At 57.5% G+C, this 12,291-nt stretch carries 12 protein-coding genes; 8 read left to right on the plus strand and 4 right to left on the minus strand.

Translation table 11 applies throughout. The annotated features are described in order from the left end of the window. Nucleotides 1–136 precede the first annotated feature (136 nt). The gene (locus tag ACR0LY_RS10990; protein WP_170349588.1) at nucleotides 137–739 is read left to right on the plus strand and encodes an alpha-ketoglutarate-dependent dioxygenase AlkB family protein; all 603 of its coding nucleotides are present in this window, start codon (nucleotides 137–139) and stop codon (nucleotides 737–739) included. On the opposite strand, the gene ACR0LY_RS10995 is transcribed toward ACR0LY_RS10990, so the two are convergent. Further along, nucleotides 736–1,557 (minus strand): ABC transporter permease, encoded by an 822-nt coding sequence (locus tag ACR0LY_RS10995; RefSeq protein WP_170349587.1) that lies wholly within the window; start codon nucleotides 1,555–1,557, stop codon nucleotides 736–738. The two genes, ACR0LY_RS10990 and ACR0LY_RS10995, sit on opposite strands and share 4 nt — an antisense overlap. A gap of 122 nt (nucleotides 1,558–1,679) precedes the next feature. Between ACR0LY_RS10995 and cysQ the strand changes: the two genes are divergently transcribed. The 7 genes from cysQ (at nucleotide 1,680) to ACR0LY_RS11030 (ending at nucleotide 9,678) form a co-directional block, all read left to right on the plus strand. Next, nucleotides 1,680–2,477, plus strand: coding sequence for a 3'(2'),5'-bisphosphate nucleotidase CysQ (gene cysQ / locus ACR0LY_RS11000; RefSeq protein WP_170349586.1), 798 nt, complete (start codon nucleotides 1,680–1,682; stop codon nucleotides 2,475–2,477). Next, nucleotides 2,477–3,277 carry a 3-deoxy-manno-octulosonate cytidylyltransferase family protein gene (locus ACR0LY_RS11005; protein WP_170349585.1) on the plus strand — a complete coding sequence of 267 codons (801 nt, stop codon included), beginning with the start codon at nucleotides 2,477–2,479 and terminating at the stop codon, nucleotides 3,275–3,277. The genes cysQ and ACR0LY_RS11005 overlap by 1 nt, the downstream gene beginning before the upstream one ends. Nucleotides 3,278–3,347: 70 nt before the next feature. Further along, complete coding sequence (gene galE, locus ACR0LY_RS11010) at nucleotides 3,348–4,331, plus strand: UDP-glucose 4-epimerase GalE (RefSeq protein ID WP_170349584.1); 984 nt, start codon at nucleotides 3,348–3,350, stop codon at nucleotides 4,329–4,331. A gap of 7 nt (nucleotides 4,332–4,338) precedes the next feature. Further along, nucleotides 4,339–5,376, plus strand: coding sequence for a glycosyltransferase family 2 protein (locus ACR0LY_RS11015; RefSeq protein ID WP_170349583.1), 1,038 nt, complete (start codon nucleotides 4,339–4,341; stop codon nucleotides 5,374–5,376). A 166-nt stretch (nucleotides 5,377–5,542) separates the two neighbouring features. Next, nucleotides 5,543–6,529 carry a glycosyltransferase family 2 protein gene (locus tag ACR0LY_RS11020; protein WP_170349582.1) on the plus strand — a complete coding sequence of 329 codons (987 nt, stop codon included), beginning with the start codon at nucleotides 5,543–5,545 and terminating at the stop codon, nucleotides 6,527–6,529. Then, entirely contained in the window at nucleotides 6,526–8,226 is a 1,701-nt protein-coding gene (locus ACR0LY_RS11025) for a DUF5927 domain-containing protein (RefSeq protein ID WP_170349581.1), read from the plus strand. Before ACR0LY_RS11020 ends, ACR0LY_RS11025 begins: the two co-directional genes overlap by 4 nt. 6 nt (nucleotides 8,227–8,232) lie before the next feature. Then, on the plus strand, nucleotides 8,233–9,678 hold the full coding sequence (locus ACR0LY_RS11030) for a nodulation protein NodH (RefSeq protein WP_170349580.1): 1,446 nt from the start codon (nucleotides 8,233–8,235) through the stop codon (nucleotides 9,676–9,678). On the opposite strand, the gene ACR0LY_RS11035 is transcribed toward ACR0LY_RS11030, so the two are convergent. The 3 genes from ACR0LY_RS11035 to ACR0LY_RS11045 are packed head-to-tail and all read right to left on the minus strand — an operon-like array spanning nucleotide 9,662 to nucleotide 12,272. Further along, nucleotides 9,662–10,180: a L,D-transpeptidase family protein gene (locus tag ACR0LY_RS11035; RefSeq protein WP_170349579.1), complete on the minus strand. Its 519-nt coding sequence runs from the start codon at nucleotides 10,178–10,180 to the stop codon at nucleotides 9,662–9,664. The genes ACR0LY_RS11030 and ACR0LY_RS11035 overlap by 17 nt on opposite strands. Nucleotides 10,181–10,236: 56 nt before the next feature. Continuing rightward, nucleotides 10,237–11,022, minus strand: coding sequence for an ion transporter (locus tag ACR0LY_RS11040; RefSeq protein ID WP_170349843.1), 786 nt, complete (start codon nucleotides 11,020–11,022; stop codon nucleotides 10,237–10,239). 20 nt (nucleotides 11,023–11,042) lie between these two features. After that, nucleotides 11,043–12,272 carry a class I SAM-dependent RNA methyltransferase gene (locus ACR0LY_RS11045; RefSeq protein ID WP_170349578.1) on the minus strand — a complete coding sequence of 410 codons (1,230 nt, stop codon included), beginning with the start codon at nucleotides 12,270–12,272 and terminating at the stop codon, nucleotides 11,043–11,045. Between the last annotated feature and the right edge of the window lie 19 nt (nucleotides 12,273–12,291).

Consider the following 12,291-nt stretch of genomic DNA (forward strand, 5'->3'; position numbering starts at 1 on the left):
CGCAACAGCCCTACACCATCGCGCGTCCCGGCGTATATAAGGGCGGGATCAGAGGCCTGCAAGCGTTGTAAAACGCAGGTTTTCGGGAATCTGTGGCCTTTTTGGCAAGGTTTTGGCAAGGATCGGGGATTCTCGGATGGCGCGGCTGCTTTTACGCGGTTTTGATATCAGGAAAGCCTGGCTGGACGGGCCCGCGCAGGAGCGGCTGATCGACAGCCTGCGGCCGATTCTGAAATCCGCCCCTTTGTTCCGGCCGGTCACGCCATCGGGTAAGGAAATGTCCGTGCGTATGACGTCGGCCGGGTCACTGGGCTGGGTCACCGACAAGACGGGTTACCGATATCAGGCGCAACACCCCAAAGGCGCGGTTTGGCCCGCGATCCCGGAGCAGATTCTTGGTATCTGGCGCGACCTTGCCAGTGCGGACCGTGATCCTGATTGCTGTTTGATCAACTACTACGGCGAAGGGGCCCGGATGGGATTGCATCAGGACAAGGACGAGGCCGATTTTTCCTGGCCGGTCCTGTCGATCTCACTGGGGGATGATGCCCTGTTCCGCATCGGCAACCAGACACGGGGCGGCAAGACCGAATCCATCTGGTTGAACTCGGGTGATGTGGTGATCATGGGCGGGCCCGCCCGGCTGACCTATCACGGCGTCGACCGCATCCGGTTCGGATCATCAAAACTGTTGCCCAAGGGTGGTCGGATCAACCTGACGCTGCGTGTGGCAGGTTAGCGGCGCGCCTCCCAGCTTTGGGACACATGCTGACGAGAGAAGAAAATTCCCAACAAGCCGATCAGCAGCAGGATCAGCCCCACCCAAAGCGCGTATTCCCAGCTGGTATTGCGAGGAAAATAATTGCGGAAAAGAAAACCGCGGCACTGATCGATGACGTGAAACAGGGGGTTCCAGGTGAACATGGCCAACGTGGCACCGCCCAGCGCATTCGCCACGAACATTTTACCCGAAAAGATCATGTTCAAGCGCCGGTAGATATTGGTCAGGACTGTCACAAAAGTGGGAAACCACGGTCGCAGAGCCATGAAGACGACGCCAATTGCGCAGCCAACAAACCAGCTCAGGATCAACATGCCAAAAGCGCCGCCCGGTTCCTGAATTTCAATTGGCGCGACTGCTACACTGTAAATAAAGAGGATCACGATGATTGTCACAATCTGCGTGTAAAGCGCCCCAAAAGCGGTGGCCAACAGGACGACAACCATGTTCATCGGCGAATGCAGCATCATCGGGTTGTTGCCGGTCCCGACCCCCGCTACCGCGCTGACGGACTTGATATGGGTGATGAACAGAAATACGCCCGACAGCAGAAACAGGACAAATTCGCCCCGGATTCTTGCAATACGTGGTCCCAGGAAAGACAGGATCGTATACAACACCAAAACCAGGGCGAGAACCTGCAAGATGTTGATGATTATGGCCACGACCGCGTTGTGATGCTGGGACCGTATGCTGCGAACAACGGCGTGGAAAATCAGCTCGGCCGTTGTGAACGCGCCGCCCAGTAAGGACTGGTTTCGCTTGAAATAATACACCCGAAGCGTCTTTCCCGTTTTTTCGCCTGCAATCTGTCACGAAATTCTTGCCGTTCCGTAACCGGCACATCATAAGGCCGTCAGGCTATTCGATCAACAAATCACAGGAACGGAGCTTTTTTGTGACCTACGACGCCCTCATTCCCGTCATTCGACGGCTGGCCCTGGAAGCCGGTGACAAGATCATGGAGATCTACAATTCGGATGATTTCGACGTAAAGGTCAAATCCGATTCCAGCCCGGTGACCGAAGCAGACGAAGCTGCCGATGCCTTGATTTCGGCCGGTCTGCGCGATGCCTTCCCGGATATTCTGCTGGTGACCGAGGAACAGTCCGCCTCGCATTCAGAAAAGGGTGACAGATTCCTGATTGTCGATCCTTTGGACGGCACCAAAGAATTCATCAACCGGCGCGGCGATTTCACGGTGAATATTGCGTTGGTCGAAAACGGCGTTCCAACCCGTGGCGTGGTTTATGCGCCTGCAAAGGGTCGCATGTTTTATACACAGGCCGATGGTCAGTCGGTTGAAGAGACCGGAGCATTGGACAAAGCCCAGGCTGGGGAGGTGACTTCCATATCAGTGTCTAATCCGGAAAATTCAGCACTTCTAATCGTTGCGTCGAAATCGCACCGCGATCAGGCCACCGAGGATTACATCAACAAATATCAGGTGAAGGACAGCAAGAGCGCGGGCTCATCCCTGAAATTCTGTCTGGTGGCCACGGGCGAGGCAGATCTTTACCCCCGCGTTGGCCGCACGATGGAATGGGACACAGCTGCGGGCCATGCCGTGCTGGCCGGTGCGGGCGGCAACGTGGTGCGCTTTGATGATCATTCACCGCTGACCTATGGCAAGGACGGCTATGCAAACCCGTTCTTTATCGCCTACGCTCCGGGTGTTGACCTGAAGGAGGCCTGATGTCCGTTCTGATCGCCATTCCCGCCCGCTATGCCTCGACCCGCTATCCGGGCAAACCGCTGGTTCCGCTGACCGGCGCCAATGGCACCGCGATGACGTTGATCGAGCGGTCCTGGCGCGCGGCCTGTTCGGTGTCGGGCGTCGACAAGGTGGTCGTTGCCACCGATGACGACCGCATCCGCGAAGTGGCCGAAGGGTTCGGGGCCGAGGTGGTGATGACCTCGGAAAGCTGTGGCAATGGCACCGAACGCTGCGCTGAGACCCATGCCAACCTTGGCGCTGGCTATGACATCGTGGTGAACCTGCAAGGCGACGCGCCGCTGACACCGCATTGGTTTGTCGAAGACCTAGTCGCTGGCCTGCGCGCCGCGCCCGGGGCGGGCGTGGCCACACCCGTGCTGCGCTGCGATGGTGACGCGCTGAACAGTCTGCTGAACGACCGCAAGCACGGGCGCGTTGGCGGCACCACCGCCGTCTTCGCCGCGGATCACAGCGCCATGTATTTCTCAAAAGAAGTCGTCCCGTTCACCGCCGAGACCTACGCAGGCGAAGAAGAGACCCCGGTTTTCCACCATGTCGGCGTCTACGCCTATCGCCCCGATGCTTTGGCCGCCTATTCCACCTGGCCGGTGGGCCCGCTGGAACAGCTGGAAGGGCTTGAGCAACTGCGCTTTATGGAGAATGGCCGCAAAGTTCTGTGCGTCGAGGTTGAGGCCAAAGGCCGCCAGTTCTGGGAGCTGAACAACCCGCAGGACGTTCCCAAGCTTGAGGAAATGATGGCCGCGATGGGGTTGGATTGAGCCATTTTCCCCCTGACCTGGACACACCTGTTGGCATAGCAGGGCACAAACTTCTTTGTCTGGAAGACAGATGACCAATATTCTTGTAACCGGCGGGGCTGGATATATCGGATCGCATGCCTGCAAGGCGCTGGCGCAGGCGGGCTATACACCCGTGACTTATGACAACCTGATCACCGGCTGGCAGGACGCGGTGAAATTCGGACCGTTCGAACAGGGCGATCTGCTGGATCGCGCTCGGTTGGATGAGGTCTTCGCCAAATACCAACCCGCCGCAGTAATGCACTTCGCCGCCCTCAGTCAGGTGGGCGAGGCGATGTCCCAGCCAGGCAGATATTGGACCAACAATGTCACAGGGTCACTGAACCTGATCGAGGCAGCCGTGGCAGCCGGTTGCCTGAACTTTGTGTTCTCCTCGACCTGCGCCACCTATGGTGAGCATGACAATGTGGTGCTGGATGAAGACACACCGCAACTGCCGCTGAACGCTTATGGTGCCTCAAAGCGGGCCATCGAAGATATCCTGCATGATTTCGAGGCTGCATATGGCCTGAATCACGTGATCTTCCGCTATTTCAACGTGGCCGGTGCCGACCCCGAGGGTGAAGTGGGGGAATTCCACCGTCCCGAAACTCATCTGGTGCCGCTGATGCTGGACGCCATTGACGGCAAGCGCGACGGGCTGACCGTATTCGGCACCGATTACGACACGCCCGACGGTACCTGCATCCGCGACTATGTGCATGTCTGTGATCTGGTCGATGCTCATGTTTTGGGGTTGAACTGGCTGGAACAGGGCAAGGGTAGTCGGGTTTTCAACCTTGGCACCGGATCGGGCTTTTCGGTGATGGAGGTGATCGACCATTCCAAAGCCGTCACTAACCGCGAGGTGCCCTATTCCATCGGCCCCCGCCGCGCTGGCGATTGCACCAAGCTTGTTTCAGGCTCGGTCCGCGCCGGGCAAGAGCTTGGTTGGACCCCAAAAAGATCAACGTTAGAGACTATGATCAGTGATGCCTGGCGCTGGCATCAGAACGGCAATTACGAAAAGTGAGCCATAGGTGACAGATCATGTAGCCGATAATCTTCCACCCATTGGATGGGTGCAGAAGTACCGGTTGCGTCTGAAACGACGGCGGTTGCTTTGGCGATCCTTTCGCAGCCGCCATCAGCTAGCCAGCCTCAAGGATCAGACCGCGCAAATCAGACCCGGCGCGGTACTGGCCTTCACCACGTTGCGCAATGAAATCAATCGCCTTCCGTGGTTCTTCCGCCACTATCGCAGGCTTGGGGTGGATCGCTTTCTGGTCGTGGATAACGGCAGCGATGACGGCTCGGTAGAATTTCTGCGCGATCAGCCCGATGTGTCGCTGTGGCAGACCCTTAACAGCTATCGCGACGCGCGATACGGTTTGGATTGGCTGACATGGCTGCAAATGCGCTATGGCCACGGACACTGGACCTTGATGGTGGACGCGGATGAGCTGCTGATCTACCCCAACCACGACAGCAAATCCCTGCATGACCTAACAGGCACCTTGGACCAACAAGGCCACATCGCCTTTGGCGCGCTGCTGCTGGATCTCTACCCCAAGGGGCCACTGGGCGCGCAGCCCTATGACCCCGAAATGGACCCGACCAAAACCCTTAGCTGGTTCGATCCCGGCCCCTACCGGGCGCAGCGCCAAGGCCCATTGGGTAACCTGTGGGTGCAGGGTGGCGCGCGAGAAAGGATGTTTTTTGCCGACAGGCCGCGGCATTCGCCCACGTTGAACAAAATCCCGCTGGTGCGCTGGTCACGGCGCTATGCCTATGTGAACTCGTGCCACTCGGCCCTGCCCCGGCATCTGAACGCGGTCTATGACGGCCCCGGCGGCAAGACGCCTTCGGGCGTGTTGCTGCACACCAAATTTCTTCCCGAGGTGGTGGACAAGTCATCGACCGAAAAAACCCGACGGCAGCATTTTTATGATCCCGACCTATTTGGGTCATATTATGATGCAATTGGAAACCGCCCCGACATGTGGACGCCTCAGTCCGTGCGTCTTGAGGGCTGGGTCCAGTTACAACAATTGGGTCTGATGGGGAAAGTTTGCTGAAAAGCAGCATATGTGACTAACTGTTTTTAAATTCGTTGCCTTGAAAGATGCATCAATGGCATAAAACGGCACTTGCCCGGCACCACTCTGGATCGTCCAGCCCCCGGGCATGCTCGCGTAACGAAAAAGGCAGTGCAAACGCGTGAGCCTGTTGGATTCATACCGAATGAGATTGCGGCGCAAGCGTCGTCTGGTGCGCTGCCTGCGCAAACGTCGGCAATTAAAGCCGATTTCCGACAAGACCAACGATATCCAACGCGACGATATCTTGTTGATGAGCGTTCTGCGGAACGAGAAAATCCGCCTACCTTACTTTCTGGAATACTACCGCAGGTTGGGCGTCGATCATTTTCTGTTTGTCGACAACGACAGCGATGATGGCTCGGGCGAATACCTGGCAAGCCAACCTGACGCTTCGGTTTGGCGGGCAAATGCCAGCTATAAACAGGCTTCGTTTGGATTGGATTGGTCAAACTATCTGTTGCGGAAATACGCGCATGGACACTGGGTTCTGACAGTCGACCCGGATGAGTTCTTTATCTATCCGTTCTGCGACACCCGACCGATCCGCGCCCTGACCGACTGGCTGGATGGCTGCGCGGTACGCAGTTTCGGCACCATGCTGATCGACATGTATCCGCAAGGACCAGTGGATACTCAGCCATATCACGAAGGGCAGGACCCGTTTGAGATCGCCCGCTGGTTTGATGCCGGCAACTATATGATCACAAAGAACCCCGAGTATAAGAACCTGTGGATTCAGGGGGGACCTCGTGCGCGCGTTTTCTTTCGCGACACCCCCTTGCAAGCGCCTGCGCTTAACAAGATCCCCTTGGTCAAATGGGACCGTCGCTATGTCTATGTCAGCTCGACCCATTCGCTGCTGCCGCGTGGATTGAACCAGGTTTATGACGATTGGGGCGGTGAAAAGACCAGCGGCGCGTTGCTGCACGCCAAGCTGATCAGCACGCTGGGCGACAAAGCCCGCGAAGAGATGCAGCGTGGCCAGCATTACCGCCGCTCTGGCGAATATCGCGCATATGCCCAGGGGCTGGACGAGCAGCCGGTATTCTGGTGCGACCGGTCCGAGAAATACATCAACTGGCGTCAGCTTGAGATCCTTGGCCTCATGTCGAAAGGAAACTGGGCATGAGCCGTCTGGGCGTTGTCATGCTGGTTCATACAGCACTGCACCGGGCCGAGCAGGTGGCACGGCATTGGACGGCATCGGGCTGTCCGGTGGTGATCCATGTGGACCGCAAAGTGCCGGATCAAGTTTATTCCGATTTCGTTGCCGCGTTCGCGGATGAAGCGTTGATCCGGTTCTCGGAACGCCATACCTGCGAATGGGGTAGTTGGGGAATTGTCGCGGCCTCACAATCCGCGGCCGAACTGATGCTTGAGGCTTTTCCGGACGTTCATCACGTCTACTTGTCTTCGGGGGCCTGCCTGCCCCTGCGGCCCGTGGATGAGCTGATCGACTATCTTTCTGACCGGCCTCGGGTCGATTTCATCGAAAGCGCAACGACCGCCGATGTCAGCTGGACGATCGGTGGGCTGGATCAGGAACGTTTTACACTGCGCTTTCCGTTTTCCTGGCGCCGGAACCGCAAACTGTTCGACGCTTATGTAAAACTGCAACGCGCCCTCGGGATGCGCCGCAAAATCCCCGAAGGGCTGATGCCGCATATGGGCAGCCAATGGTGGTGCCTGACCCGACAGACCCTGTCGGCCATTCTGCAGGACCCCAAGCGGCAGACCTATGACCGCTATTTCCGCCGCGTCTGGATTCCGGATGAAAGCTATTTCCAGACGCTGGCCCGACTGTATTCCACCCACATCGAAAGCCGGTCGCTGACCTTGTCGAAATTCGACTATCAGGGGCGACCACATATCTTTTATGATGATCATCTACAGTTGCTGCGCCGGTCGGACTGTTTTGTGGCCCGAAAGATCTGGCCGCGTGCTGATCGGCTGTATCAGGCCTTTCTGACCGATCAGAGCAGCGCCATGCGACCAGCCGAACCCAACCCGGGCAAGATCGACCGGGTATTTTCCAAAGCGGTCGAGCGTCGAACCCGTGGGCGCGACGGGCTGTACATGCAAAGCCGCTTTCCTCGCCACGGCAGTGAGAACGGCCTGACCTCATTCCCTTATTCGGTATTTCAGGGCTTTGCCGAGCTGTTCGAGGATTTTGAACCCTGGCTGGCTGAGACCACAGGCGCACGGGTGCATGGGCACCTGTTTGGCCCCGCTCGGGCCGAGTTCGCCAACGGGGACACGATCACAAACGGTGCGCTCAGCGATTGTGCGGTTCTGCGTGACTATAACCCAACGGCCTTTATCTCGAACCTGATCTGGAACACACGGGGTGAGCGGCAGTGCTTTCAATTCGGTCCCGGGGACACGCAAAAGATCAGCTGGTTTCTGGCGCGGGATAAGAACGCGCAAATCTCGGTTATCACCGGGGCCTGGGCGATCCCACTGTTCCGGTCGAACATGAATTTCGCCGATATCCGCTGTGAAGCGGCACGCCTTCAACAGATTGAAACCAAACAGCTTGAGGTTCTGGGCTCGGTCTGGACCAAGGCGCAGGTGCGGACCTGGTCCTTGGCCGAATTTGTGGAATCTCCGATGGAGCCCATGCAGACCGTGATCGAGGAAATCGGCACCCATCGCGCGAACCATTTGACCGAGGCGCCAAAAATGGTGGATTTGACTGGCTTTGGACAATTCCTCCAGAACCTCAAAAATCAGGGAATGCATCCTTATTTGGTGGGGGATTTTCCGGCAGATGATATTTTCGGCGCGCGGGTTCGGCCATTCAAGAAACCCTATCTGGTGCAATAGTCTGTCATGACATCCAAGTTCGACTATTTCGTCATCCTCGCCGCGATGCGCACCGGGTCCAACCTGCTTGAGTTCAATCTCAACGCGCTTGAAGGCGTCACCAGCTTTGGTGAGGCATTCAACCCACATTTCATTGGTCGGCTGAAATCTGAAAGTCTGTTGGATGTAACTTTGGAAGATCGTGACGGCGATCCGATGAAACTGGTGCAGGCAATCAAAGATGCACCCGGCGAGTTAAATGGGTTCCGCTTCTTTCAGGGGCACGATAACCGCGTGTTAGAGCCTGTTTTGGCTGACCCACGCTGCGCCAAAATCATTTTGACGCGCAATCCTCTGGACAGTTACGTTTCGTTGAAAATTGCGCGGGAAACCAAGCAGTGGCAACTGAAGAACATCAAACGCCGCCGCGAAGCACAGGTAGAGTTTAATGCGGAAGAGTTTGAATCCTATCTGGATAGACAGCAGGATTTTCAGCTCTTGTTGCTCAATACCCTTCAGCGAACAGGTCAAACCGGGTTTTACATTTCCTATGACGACCTGACCAATCTGGAGGTGCTGAACGGGCTGGCCGCGTGGTTGGGTATTTCGGCGCGGTCGGCTTCGATTGACGATACGATCAAGCCGCAGAACCCGGGCCCGACCCTGTCCAAGGTGACAAACCCGGAAGAGACCGAGCATGCCTTGGCCCGGATCGACAGTTTCAACCTGCATCGCACCCCGAATTTCGAGCCCCGGCGCGGATCGACCGTCGGCAATTATGTCGCCGCGCCGCATACGCCCTTGATGTTTATGCCGATACGCGGCGGGCTTGAGGCACCTGTGACCCAATGGATGGCCGATCTTGACTCGGTCAGCACCGACAAGCTGGTCACCAATCTGAACCGCAAACAGATGCGGCGATGGCTGCACGCTCATCCCGGACACCGAAAATTCACGGTACTACAGCACCCTCTGGCACGGGCGCATTCGGCCTTTTGCTCCAACATCCTCAGCACCGGGCCCGGCGCTTACCTGAAAATCCGAAATATGCTGCGCAACCGGTTCAAAATTCCGATCCCGGGTCAGCTGCGTGACGGCAATTACCCGGTTGATCAGCATTATGAGGCGTTTTCGGCCTTCCTAATCTTCCTACGCCAAAATCTGGCTGGACAGACGCCCGTTCGTGTGGATGGAACGTGGTGCAGCCAGTCTCAGGTATTAGACGGGATGGCATCCTTTGCTCTGCCTGACTTCATCCTGCGCGAGGATGAGATCGCAACAACCCTGCCCGATCTAGCCAGACGGATGGGGCATGACAGCCCACCAACACCCGGGTTTTGCGCGCCGGAAATCCCGTTCACGTTGGCCGAAATTTATGACGACAGATTAGAAACGCTGGCGGCTGAGGCCTACCAGCGCGACTATGTGCAATTCGGGTTCGGGGATTGGGAACCAGTTACGGGCGCAGCGTGATCAGTGTGCCCTTGTTGACCATCGCATAGATCTCTTCGATCTCTTCATTCTTGACGGCGATACAACCGGCGGTCCAATCCGCTGTCTTCTTGGCGCGTTTCAGTTCCGACCGCTTTTTCGGCTGACCGTGAATGAAAATATCACCACCCGGATCAACACCGGCCGCCTTGGCCTGCGCGATATCATTGGAATTCGGATAGGAAATCCCCAGCGACAGGTGATAGCGACTGTTGGGGTTGCGACGGTCGATCAGATAGCTGCCTTCGGGCGTGCGGCCATCACCGCGCTTTGTCTTTGTACCATCTGGCGCAAAGCCCAAATCGACTTTGTATTCCTTGAGAATGGTTTGGTTGTGCAGAAGATACATCTTCCGCGCGCCCTTGTTGATGACCAAAGAAGTCACCTCGGGGCCATCATATGTCAGAAATCGTGGGCTAGCTGTGGCACAGGCCGAAAGGCCCAGCGTTGCCATAGCGCCCAATCCAAATGCTCGACGATCCATGTTTCACTGCCTGCTCTTTTTTTTCAGCATTATGCCAGATTTCCGAAAAACTGAAATCACTTTTTGATGTGCTGCTGTTCGGTCAGGCGGCGCTCGATGCTTTCCAGCCGTTCCAATACTTCGTCGCGATAGGCGTCAGTTCGCACCTCATCCTCGGCATGATGCGCATCCTGCATCGAGTTCACAATCAGACCGACCAGCAAGTTCACGACCGCAAAGGTGGTGACCATGATGAACGGAACAAAGAACAGCCAGGCATAGGGATAGACCTCCATCACCGGACGGACAATGCCCATGGACCAGCTTTCCAGCGTCATGATCTGGAACAGCGTATAGGCCGACAGACCTAGGTCGCCGAACCAGTCCGGGAAAGTGGCCGAGAACAGCTTGGTCGAGATCACGGCACCGATGTAGAACAGGATCGCCATCAACAGGAATACGCTGGCCATGCCCGGCAGGGCCGAAATAAAACCCTCGACCACCCGCCGCAGGCGCGGCGCGACCGAGATAACCCGCAGTACCCGCAGGATTCGCAACGCCCGCAATACCGACAGCCCCCCGGCGCTGGGGATGAGGGCAATGCCGACAACGATAAAGTCAAAGACGTTCCAGCCGCTGAGAAAGAACCGTCGCCCGGTCGCCAACAGCTTCATGGCGATCTCGGCCACGAAAATGGCCAGACAGATTGTGTCCAGCGTCACGATCAGGGGTCCCGCGGCCTCCATCAGGGTTGGCGATGTCTCCATCCCCAACAACACAGCATTAAAGATGATGACCGCAGTGATGAACCGGCCAAAAGTGGGATGTTCGATGATGGTCAGCAGACGCTGATTGAAGCCCATATTGACACTCTCCTGTCTGCTCATGATGCGGGCCCCCATACAAACCGCGCGGCAAGTTCCGTGTGTGACGACCATCGAAATTGGTCCACCACCTGTACCCATTCAAGAGTGTAGCCCGCATTAACCAGCGTTCTTGCGTCCCGCGCGAAGGTCACCGGGTTGCACGAGACATATGCAATCACCGGGCGCTGCGCCTGTGCCAGTTCGGCAACTTGCGCCTCGGCCCCAGCGCGGGGCGGGTCCAGCACAACGGCGTCAAAGGATTTCAACTCATCGGGCATCAGCGGGCGGCGGAACAGGTCGCGGGACTCGGTCGTGACCCGTTTCAACCCTTGCGCGCGGCGCCAGCCCTGATCCAGCGCATCCGTCATCGCGGCTTCACCTTCGACCGCGTGTACCTCGGCACTTTCGGCAAGTGGTAGTGAGAAAGTCCCACTGCCTGCAAACAGGTCGGCAATACGCTTCGCACCCTGTATTGCCTGCAAAACGGCCTGTAACAGAGCCTGTTCTCCATCTCTTGTCGCCTGCAGGAATGCTCCGGGCGGTGGCACAACCCCAGCACCCCCAAAGCGTTGCATCGGAGGTTGGCGCATTGCGATCACTTCACCATCCCAGCTAAGCCGCGCCAAGCCGTGCTTCTCGGTTGCCTGCGCCAATGCCAGTTCCAACGGCCCATCCAGCGGTTTGCCACCCTTGACGGCCACATCCAGCCCGCCTTCGGACAAGGTCAGTGTCACGGCCAGTACGCCCTTGCGACTTCCGCCCAGAATAGCCAGCGCCTCGGCCACCGGTATGGCAGCAATCAGGGCCGGGTCCAGCAGATGACAATCGGGGATTTCGGTGATCGTGTCGGACGCTCGGCCATGGAATCCGGCCAGCGTGCCCTTTTTGGTTCGACGCACGGCGATCGTGGCACGGCGGCGCGACCGCTCGGGCGAAGTATGGATCGGGCGCATCTGCGCCTCTAGCCCCTGCGCCGCCAGTGCGGTGCGCACCACTTCGACCTTCCAGTCGGCCACAAAATCATCTGCGGCGTGCTGCAATTGGCATCCACCACAGGCCTTGTAGTGACGGCAAGGAGGTTTCACCCTTTGGTCCGAGGGTGTTTCAACCCGTATGTCAGTCAGCAGCTGCCCTACTAATGTACCACTTACCACTTCACCTGGCAGGGTACGCGGCGCGTAAACCGGGCCGTCAGCAATGCCGTCTCCCTGATGACCCAGGCGATTTATGGTGAAGTGTTGCGTCATAAGGGGCCTGATACCGGGG

This window comes from Ruegeria sp. BC5, assembly GCF_056539205.1.